Here is an 8,401-nt window from a genome sequence, read left to right as displayed (position 1 = left end):
TCTGTATTTCCGCATATGAAATCAAAGTCATTTCGCGTTTGAAATCAAAGTGAGAGATTTTACTTTGATTTCATATATGAAATTTTATTATAACTCATTTTCTTTTCTAATTCAATCTTTGCAATCGTGGGATTATCTCCATAAGAGCGCGTGAGGAGCATTTCACACACTCTTAAAAAGCACCAAGATTCTTAAGCCTTTATTGAACTTTATTGAATAATCTCTATCACCCCCCCCCCCTCATTTTTAGCCATTAAATACTCAATTTGCTAGAGCGACAATGCCTGAATAAAAGCCCTTTAAAAGGATTTTCCTTATAAAACATAATCTTTGAGCCAAGCTCTTAAAAATATGTATATAATGGCTTATTTATCATAAGGAATTTCAATGAAACTCACCTGCAAAGAAAGCATTGAGCGCATTAAAGACATACTCGCCACAGATTCTATCCCAAAGCCCAAAGACATTGATGTGGCAAGGGCTTTAAAAATACACCCCAATACCCTCGCTCAAGCCAAATTCCAAGATAGAATCCCCTATAAGGCTATAATGGATTTCTTACAGAGTAAAAATATATCTATTAATACTTTCTTTTATGGAGCAGAAGCTAAGCAAATCGCCCAAGCAACAAAGAAATACAAAATATTACGTCTTTATAAGGCAAATGCCTCCGCTGGTGGAGGCTGCATAAATGAGCATATTCCTTACACAGAAGTGCTCTTTGATACAGAAATCTTGCATTTTTTGCATATACAATCTTGTGAGATGATTATCGCTCTAGGCGATAGTATGGAGACAATAATGAGCGATAGGAGCTTATGTTTTATCTCAAGGAATGAACAAAACATCAAAGATGGTAAGATTTATGCGATAAGGACGCTTGAGGGATTATTTATCAAACATTGCTTTATATGCGGACAAAGCATAAAACTCATAAGTGCCAATCCAGCCTATGCCCCAATGAGCTATGCACTCAATGAAATAGAAGTAATAGGGCGGATAAGAGGCATTATAAGTAGCTTTACGAGCTAAGACTTAAAGTCCTCTAGCATATAATCTATGACTGCCTCCTTTATATCCTCTTGCACATTCTTTGGGATATTGCCCTCTTTATCTATGGGTAAAAAAGCTCTTTGTGGAATCTTGCTTTTATGTCCTCTCCCTGCATAACCGCCAAATTGATGAATAGCGGCGTATTTGATATTTGTGCCAATGCTTGCCTGTGTGGAAGTGTGCGCAGTATGGATACTCTTTACCAGCTTGCCCTTATCTATGAGCTTTTTCTTTATGCCCTTTGATTTTTTGAGGGTAGAGGGAGCAAGAGGCGTCCATTTCTCCCCAAATGGCGAACTCTCTTTCTCAAAAGATTGACTTGTGCTATTATACAAAGCATTAGCAATATGCGCCATTACAGGCTCTAAATCATTGGCTTTAGCTTGCATATCTTGCATTATTTTTACACATTGTGCAAGGGGTATGGTTTTTGGCATTGTGTCTCCTTTTATAAAATTGTGGTATAATGCTCCTTGCTAAGCCAAAAATTTAGCTGTCTGCACGGGAGCGTGTTAAGAGGAGTAGCTATCTCTGAAAGGGTTATTGTTGGAAATCAGCTTCCAGCACTTAGTCAAGAGGTTTGCGACCTCATATCTTTTTACTTCCTTTAACTAAGCTCTGCAAATATATCTCTTCTTCCCCCTTATCATTGACTGCCTTTTTAAATACAGCTTTATAGTGGTAACCTAGCTTAGAAAAATACACAATATGCCCCTCCTTGCTATGCTTCACCCTATATTCACTCCCTAGCATATCCTCCACTAATGAATAATCAAAGCTATCCACATTGCTATGATGAGTATGTGTGCGTAGTGTCCAACCACTCAATAAAATTTCATCTGCATTTGTGCCTAGCTCATTTTTAAGCTTTGGTGTAGTCTTAGCAATAGACACAATTTTAGAATCTACACTCTTATTTTGCTTTTGCGCCGCTTGGGTAAAAAGCCCATTTATTCGTTTAAATCGCTCATTTCTTTGCTCTAACTCTCTTAAAATCCCTCTAAGTCTTACTTGGGCGTGAGGATTACCCCTATGGGCATTAAGTTTGGCGGCGATAATATCCCTTAAATCCTTGAGATTATCCTCGTTTTGTGGCTTTGGTGGATTTGCCCTGAAAGCTGCGAGTGCCTCTTCACTCATTGAGACCTTAAGCCCTGCTCTTTCTAGTTGCCCTTTGGTATAGGCTTCTGCCCTACATCTGCACCCAAAATCTTGCCCCGGATAATGCTTCTCCCAAAAGGGGTGCTCTCTTGGCAAGACAATGCCGTGCAAGATTCTATGACTTGCCCTTACGCGTGAATCATTTGCGCTCACATAACGCAAATATATCTCACCTTTGAGGGCAAATTGCGCTTCTTTTCTCCCTTGATTGTATGCACTAAGGATATTTTGCGTATAGATTTGCTCTAATCTCTTTGGGCTAAGCGCGGTATTCGCACTTGCAAGCAAGCTTTGGGCTTGGGATTTCCATATCTTAAAGTCTTCACCTTTGAGCAGATTTTCACTCAAGCTCTTTTGTATATCGCTTAATAAATCCACATCGGCAATGCCCTTAATCGTAAAGACGCGATTGTAAATATTGTGCTTAAGCCGCGCCTCATCTTTTAAAACTTCGGGCTTTTTGGCTTGAAGCGAGGCAATGGCAGCGGTGGGTGGCAGTGAAAAATCAAAATGGAGCATTACGCCTCCTTGATACTTTCAAAGCCTAAGAGCTTGGCATTGAGCAAATAATTCATAAGCTCTTGCTCTTTTACAAGCAAGTCTTCTCCTGTGTAGGATTTGGAGAGTGTAGCAATAGCCTCATCATAGTTTTTGCAGTCTTTAAGCAGCTCTAAAAGCTCAAAATCAGTCTGCCCCTTGATAGTGTGGATAGTCTGCTCTGTATCCCCAATCTTGTTTAAACTAAGATTTGGCGCATCTGATATAAAAGGTGTAGATTCTATATTGCTTTGATAGGATAAGCCTGTGATTTTAAAGGTTTTCTCTAAATGCTCTAGTGGGATTTTCACACCCATTTGAGATAAAATCAAATAAGTATCGGCTTGAAGTTTCTCATCTTTTTCGGTGTTGGTATCAATTTCAAATTTAAAAGGTGCAGGGGTGGCAAAATTAAGCTTTAAAGTCTCCTCTAAAAGCCCTTGTATGCTCTCACTTAAAAGCAGTGCGTCAAACTCGCACACGCTCTTTTGCACTTCATTATGCACAAGTCCTAGAGCCTGTGTGCCATTTTGCGTGGAGTTTCCAGCCAAAACCTGCCCTGTGATAACCTTAGAAATACACTCATCACAATAGCGCAAAAACTCCAAAAATGTGCCTTTATCCACATTGCCATTTATCACTTCTATCGTATCACTTGCGCCAAAGAGTGCCACAGAATTGCTCCTTAGAGAAAGGGCGGATTTAAGAATCTCTTTTGCCTCCTCTTTGGAATTTGCCCCATCACTTTTAATGATAATAGGCGGCACAGAAAAGCTATCAAGGTAAGTCATATATTTCATTAATGAGGCATATTTCAAACTCGCGATGCACACGATTTTATACATCAAGCTCTGCTCTAAGATATTCCCGCTATCATTTGGGTGGTAATGTGTCCAAATCTCATTTGTTGTATCAATATACATTTTGTTGCCACCTTGTGCGACATACACTCTTTTATCTTGGTCGCTTTCAAAATAACGATACGAGATAAAATCGGGCTTAGGATAGATTCCGCCAAGTGCGTTTTGCTCATAGTTTAAAACAAAAGAGCTGAATCCATAGGCTAAAGATGAGCTACATTCATAGAGGAATTTCCTAAAATGCCGCGTTTTAATCAAGGTTTTTAAAAACATATCTTGATGTGTGTCTTCACTCTCTACGACAATGGGCTTTCCGATAAGCTGCACCTTGCGCTTGTTGATTTCACTTGCAATTTGCGTATCAAAACGTTTAAAATGCTCAAAACACGCAATGAGTTCGCTTAAACTCTCCGCATTCAAGGCACTTTTTACCTTTGAATAAGGCAAAGATGAGGGAACATCGTTTAAATAAATAGGATTAAGTTTGATTTTGGGCTTAAAAAGCCCTTTAAATGGTGTTTTAATGCGTTCAATCATACAATCTCCTTCATATTTATATCAATCCTTCAATCTCAATGCTCACAATGCTTCTACCGACTTTGCTTAGCAGTATCTCGTGATTTTTAAGAAAGGCAAAATTGATTAAAACTTCATAGTTTGTGGCTATCACAAACACTACCGCCTCGCCTCTTAGCTCCGCTAATTCATAGCCCACCCTATCTAGCTCACTATCAGGGACAATGATATTAAAAGCATTCGTGCGCTTGAAATTGCCCTTTGTGAGCTGTGTGTTGCCGCTCTCATCTGTTTGGACTTTGGAAAAATCAAGCATAGAGATAGCATTCCCATCATAAAGCGTGGTAGCAAGCTCTAATAAATCCCCACAGATAATTGAGCCTATACGCACGATACTTGTGCCATACGCCCTAATCCTAAAACTCACATTACGCGTAAAAGTGGAGCATTCATAATAAATATTTCGCTTAAATTTTCTGCCCCAATGCCCAAAAAAGTATTCGCTCCAAGAAGCAATATTTTGCCCATAAAGCTTATATTCTTTGCTTTCAATCACTTTTGCTGTGTGCGAATCTATCACTTCAATGCTTAAATACTTCGCCTCAAGTCCGCTTATGTATAAAGCCTTTGCACCATAGCAGCTAAAGTTAAGGTAAATCTCCTCTTTTGCTTCACTTTGGGTATTGAGATAATAATCAAAACACGCCCATTCATTCGTGCTTCCGCACCGCTCCCATACGCTTTGCTCACTCAAGGGCTTATCCACATTATCGCTCAAAGCTTGATAGATAAATTTGCCATCATTGACTTTATCACCCTTTGTGTATGCCTCGCCTTGCTTGAAGCTTGCGCTGCTTTCAATGAGATTAGATTCCATAATGATAATATCACCACGTGTTAGGATTTTCATCGCCCACCGCCCAAAAGTTCTAAATTCTCTTGGCTTGTGCGCAAAAGTGATTTGAGTGTAGTGAGCATATTCACTTGGAGCTTTTCATTATCTCTATCTTGCTCCATTTTATACTCTTCTAGCTTCTTTGTTTTCTCCAAAAAGGGGTCAATGAGGTTGAGTTTGGTTTTATTCTCGCCTTTGAGTGCTTCCTCGTATTTTTTGCTCGCGTCCGCACTTTGCATTAAAGCCTCACCCAAAGCATTAATTTGCTCAATGGTTTGTGGGTCAAAGCCTTTTTTTATCGCCTCTTCGCGATAGCTTAGGTAATTATCAATATTTATATCACTCACGCCCAAACTATCGGTGATTCTCTGCACTTGCTTGCGCGCAAGCTCTTCTTGGTATTTTAAGGCTTGCTCACTTTGTCCTTTAAAGTTATACAGCCAAGTTTGAAAATTCTGCCCCGTAGTGCTAAAGGCAGTGAGGCTTTCACTTAATGCCTCGCTTACCTGTTTATCCACGCTCTTAGCATATTCCGCCCACACATTATAAATCTCATCAATATTTGGGGCGATATGATGCTCTTTTAAAGCCTTGCTTGGAGCGTCATAAAAGCTTCTTATGAGCTCCTTTGCCCCAGCATTTACAATATCTGCATAATCTTTGTATTGCCCTTGTTTGATGACTATCTCTTTGATACCACCGCCAATATCTTCCAAAAGGTATTCATAGCCCCTTATGGCATTTTTGATATTCCTTAGCGATTGATTATCTGCGGCATAAAATTCCCTCCAAGTGCTCGTGCTCTTTTTAAGTCCCCAATATTTCTTTTTGGTTTCTTTGACATCGGCAAATTCGCGTGCGCTCACATTTTGCTTTGTCGCGCTTTGAGTGAGTTCTATGCCCTTTGCGGTGGTGCTTCTTTTACTTGAGCTAAAGCTCCCAAACAACGCCCCGCCAATGCCTCCAACAAGTCCGCCTACAATCCCGCCAATGGCTGTGCCAATCACAGGCACAAAACTACCAATCGCTGCTCCAGCCGCAGCTCCTGCCATTGCGCCATTATTTGCACTCTTTTGCGTTTTTTGCGCATTTGCTTCATCGCCCAAAAAATTGCCAACCAAGCCACCAGCGACATTACCCATACCATATCCTGCAAGAGCTACGCCTGCGACTTCACCTAGATTTGAATCCCCTATTTGTATAGAGCTAATTTGCCCAACAATGCCTCCAAGCGCACCCTTACTAGAAACACCCTCAATAGCATAAGAGAGCGTTTTTGTCATAGATTCCATTACTTGTGTTTCCATAAAAGCAGCAGAGATAGAAGTAGCAAAACCTTTGGTGATAGAGCTTTGCATAGATGAAAATATTTGCGTGCTTAGGCTTTGAAAATTGTTAAACTTGCCATTAAATGCGCTATTGATATTCTCATCAAGGGCAGAATTGATATTGCGCTTGAGGTCTTCATATGTTTGTGAATATTCTCGTATATGCTGCATTTTTTGCTCGTGGAGCTTAAGTTCTAGGGAATAAAGCTCATTTGCTTGAGAAATAGAGAGTTTTCCACTTTTAATCTTTGCTTTAAGCTCAAGGTTGAGATGAGTAATGCTCCTATCATAGCGGAGAATTTCTAGCTCTAATTCTTTGTTTTTTCCTTGTTGCATTAACGCGATATTTTTCTCTCTCAAAAGAAACTCACTCTCAAAATAGCTCCTCAACAAATCTAGCTCAGATGTGCCCTTATTTGCACCATTTTTGCTAAAATTCGCAGAATTTGCACTTTTCCCCACAAGAGTGCTTTGCTCTTTGGGTTTTTGCTTATCTTCTTTGGTTTTTTGTTTCCAAATATCTTTGATTTTTTCTATCCCAGAGGCATAAATCTCCGCATAGCCTTTGATATTGCCCATAATTGCATTTTTGAGCTCTTTATCTTTGGCATTGAGCAATTCTATTTGCTTGGTATGATAGGCACTATTTTCACCAAAGCTAAGTGCCGCATTTATGGCGTGATATGCCACCTGCGCACTATTAATAAGGAGTTTAAATGAATTGATAACAAGCTTAATGCTATTGACTAAGCTAGATAAAGCGTGAGAAAGAATAGTTGAAGCACTTAGGGCGATATTAAGGATAACATTAAACGCATCGCCCTCCGAGCTAGCATAGCCAAAAGCACGAGCTACAAACAATATAGCCTCACTCAAAGTAGAATACAACGTATCTGCAAATTCAATAAAAGGCTTGACCATATTTTGCGCGTGCTCTATTATAGCTTGGGCAAATTGGACTATTTTGTCTTTATTTTTACTTAAAGTATCGGTGCAAGAGGCGATAGCATTTTTTATATTCTCAAAATAAGGCGCAATCGCGGATTGTTTCAAATCATCAATCACAGAATTGAGTTTTGCCATATTCACCGCATAGCTATTTGCACTAAAAGCAGCAGATTCACTTAGGGGTCCTAACTTCTCCATAATGAGTTCATAGAGTTTGCCCTCTTGTTTTGCCTTGCTCATCTCCTCTGTGCTTAGCCCCATAGCACTGACAAATCGCCCAAAATCTGTGGCGGTATTGGCTATCCCACTCCCTAGAGAATCTAATGTAACCTTTAGAGAATCCACGCTTACACCACTTACATTTGCAGCTGCGGCTATGGCTTTCATAGCATTTTTGGCTTGAGAGAGGCTCATTGAAGCACCCGCAGTAGAGTAAAATCCCTTAAACATATCGCTCATATCACTCACAGAGTAGCCTAACTCTAAGCCACTCTCTTTGAGCTCATCAATGGTTTGTTGGGATTCCTTTAAGGAGAGTTGCCATTTTTCTTGTGCGCTTAATACCTCCCCTGTGGCTGTGATATTTTCGTGGTTAATAGAAATGAGTGAGGCGATAGAGTTGCCTAGATTCTCATATTGTGCATTAAGCGCAACCGCCTCTTTTATGGGTTGAACAAGCACATCTTTAAGGATTGATAATCCTTGAGCGGCAAGCCCTAAAGCCCCAAGCCCAAGAGTGAGTTTTCCAATACTAGAGCCAAATGCAGAGCCTTGTTTATTTAATAAGCTTGTTTGCTCTTTTGCGTATCTGCTCTTTTTGGCTGTAGAATCTAGCTCTTTATTGACTTTTTGCAATGAGCCATCTTTGACATTAAAGATAATTTCAAAGCCTACTTTTTTCATATTGCTTCCATCTCCACAATCATTTCTTTATATAACCCCAGCAGCTCCAAACTATCAAATCCATATACAAGGCAAAAATCCTTTAAAATGGCATAATTAATGTGCCTAAAAACACTCATTCCTCCCACATTAAATTCCAAGCAAAGATTAAATCCAAGAGCCAAAAGTTGCTCCTCTATATCCTCTAACACAATGGGCAA

Annotated in this window: 7 protein-coding genes; 1 reads left to right on the top strand and 6 read right to left on the bottom strand. The window is 39.8% G+C overall.

Features of this window, described 5'->3' with window-relative positions:
- The first annotated feature begins 387 nt into the window (after positions 1-387).
- Entirely contained in the window at positions 388-1,032 is a 645-nt protein-coding gene (locus OQH61_RS08785) for a S24 family peptidase (RefSeq protein ID WP_266027056.1), read from the top strand.
- On the opposite strand, the gene OQH61_RS08780 is transcribed toward OQH61_RS08785, so the two are convergent.
- The 6 genes from OQH61_RS08780 to OQH61_RS08755 all read right to left on the bottom strand — a co-directional run bounded on the left by OQH61_RS08780 (position 1,029) and on the right by OQH61_RS08755 (position 8,365).
- Positions 1,029-1,490, bottom strand: a complete 462-nt coding sequence (locus OQH61_RS08780; RefSeq protein ID WP_266027055.1) for a phage virion morphogenesis protein — start codon at positions 1,488-1,490, stop codon at positions 1,029-1,031. The two genes, OQH61_RS08785 and OQH61_RS08780, sit on opposite strands and share 4 nt — an antisense overlap.
- A gap of 151 nt (positions 1,491-1,641) precedes the next feature.
- Positions 1,642-2,733, bottom strand: a complete 1,092-nt coding sequence (locus OQH61_RS08775) for a phage minor head protein (RefSeq protein ID WP_266027054.1) — start codon at positions 2,731-2,733, stop codon at positions 1,642-1,644.
- Entirely contained in the window at positions 2,733-4,148 is a 1,416-nt protein-coding gene (locus OQH61_RS08770; RefSeq protein WP_266027053.1) for a phage portal protein family protein, read from the bottom strand. Before OQH61_RS08770 ends, OQH61_RS08775 begins: the two co-directional genes overlap by 1 nt.
- Before the next feature lie 16 nt (positions 4,149-4,164).
- On the bottom strand, positions 4,165-5,037 hold the full coding sequence (locus OQH61_RS08765) for a hypothetical protein (protein ID WP_266027052.1): 873 nt from the start codon (positions 5,035-5,037) through the stop codon (positions 4,165-4,167).
- The gene (locus OQH61_RS08760) at positions 5,034-8,201 is read right to left on the bottom strand and encodes a hypothetical protein (protein WP_266027051.1); all 3,168 of its coding nucleotides are present in this window, start codon (positions 8,199-8,201) and stop codon (positions 5,034-5,036) included. The genes OQH61_RS08765 and OQH61_RS08760 overlap by 4 nt, the downstream gene beginning before the upstream one ends.
- Positions 8,198-8,365, bottom strand: coding sequence for a hypothetical protein (locus OQH61_RS08755; protein WP_266027050.1), 168 nt, complete (start codon positions 8,363-8,365; stop codon positions 8,198-8,200). The genes OQH61_RS08760 and OQH61_RS08755 overlap by 4 nt, the downstream gene beginning before the upstream one ends.
- Between the last annotated feature and the right edge of the window lie 36 nt (positions 8,366-8,401).

Origin of the sequence: Helicobacter sp. MIT 21-1697 (genome assembly GCF_026241255.1) — a bacterium.
GTDB lineage: Bacteria > Campylobacterota > Campylobacteria > Campylobacterales > Helicobacteraceae > Helicobacter_C.
Note: the sequence above shows the minus strand (reverse complement) of the source record. Positions and strands in the feature narration are given on the sequence as shown.

Excerpts from the sequence above, each read along its gene's own strand:
- OQH61_RS08785 (WP_266027056.1), top strand. The coding sequence starts at position 388 with ATGAAACTCACCTGCAAAGAAAGCATTGAGCGCATTAAAGACATACTC.
- OQH61_RS08780 (WP_266027055.1), bottom strand. The coding sequence starts at position 1,490 with ATGCCAAAAACCATACCCCTTGCACAATGTGTAAAAATAATGCAAGAT.
- OQH61_RS08775 (WP_266027054.1), bottom strand. The coding sequence starts at position 2,733 with ATGCTCCATTTTGATTTTTCACTGCCACCCACCGCTGCCATTGCCTCG.
- OQH61_RS08770 (WP_266027053.1), bottom strand. The coding sequence starts at position 4,148 with ATGATTGAACGCATTAAAACACCATTTAAAGGGCTTTTTAAGCCCAAA.
- OQH61_RS08765 (WP_266027052.1), bottom strand. The coding sequence starts at position 5,037 with ATGAAAATCCTAACACGTGGTGATATTATCATTATGGAATCTAATCTC.
- OQH61_RS08760 (WP_266027051.1), bottom strand. The coding sequence starts at position 8,201 with ATGAAAAAAGTAGGCTTTGAAATTATCTTTAATGTCAAAGATGGCTCA.